1 pseudogene is annotated in these 881 nt (G+C 43.0%); it reads right to left on the bottom strand.

Annotated elements, in window-relative coordinates:
- Window positions 1–110 precede the first annotated feature (110 nt).
- Window positions 111–494: pseudogene (locus GVI59_RS18685) on the bottom strand (cobalamin-dependent protein); the annotation flags it as partial.
- Window positions 495–881: the final 387 nt, after the last annotated feature.

Here is an 881-nt window from a genome sequence, read left to right as displayed (position 1 = left end):
CAGACAAGTGTCTCGGGGGCATGCCCCCGAGACACTTGTCATCCCATCAACCCAAAGCCATAAAAAACGGGAACTCTCCTTTTGAGTGGTAACAAAAAGGGGGGCACGTCAATTTCCTCGGCTTCGCCCAGAACCTGAAAATTTGCTGCACTGTAAAGGTGCGGGCTGGACGTAACATCGGGGCCACCAATTACGACCGGCTTGCCAAGAGCTCGACACATTTCAATAATATGCAGGGCATCGTTGCGTTGCGGCAGCATCCCGCCCGTCATGACAATATCGGCCCAGCCAAAATCTGCATCATCCAGATGTTCGGTGTTTCTGTTTACCAGCCGTATTTCCCAGTTTTCAGGCAGCAGCGCGGCAACTGTAATAAGACCGAGCGGTGCCGCAGGATAGCGTGCGTTAGTCAGATCGCAGGTTTCTTGATAGTTCCAGAATGAGCTTGCGTTGAAGAGGGGAAAGACCATGAGTACCTTACAGGTATCGATCATTGCACAAAGATCCAGTGTACTAGGGACGTGTTGTCGAGTTTTTTTCGTTTAATTGATGAGTTCTTAATCTGAATTCCAAGAAAGAAAATGTATGAAGCATAGATATTTTTCTCCTTAATTGCCCTGAAAAAATAAAGTGCAATTATTTCCTAATATGCCGTAATTTGTTATTTACGAATAAATCAATAATAACTCAAGAACTATAGACTATTGTTGGGATTTATTAATGACGGATAATGTTAATTTTAAGCATAATTGAAATCATAGATTCCTATTGTCGACGCGGAAATCTCACAGAAGGGTTGTACATCGGGTTAGATTATGAAAAAGTCTGTTTTGTAGAAAAGAAATTTTCGTAAGCTATAAGAAAACCCGATGCAGACAGAG

The organism is Acetobacter sicerae (genome assembly GCF_011516765.1).
In the GTDB taxonomy this organism is placed as follows: Bacteria; Pseudomonadota; Alphaproteobacteria; order Acetobacterales; family Acetobacteraceae; genus Acetobacter; species Acetobacter sicerae.
The sequence above is the reverse complement of the archived record's forward strand: the minus strand, read 5'-3'. Positions and strand labels throughout refer to the sequence as shown.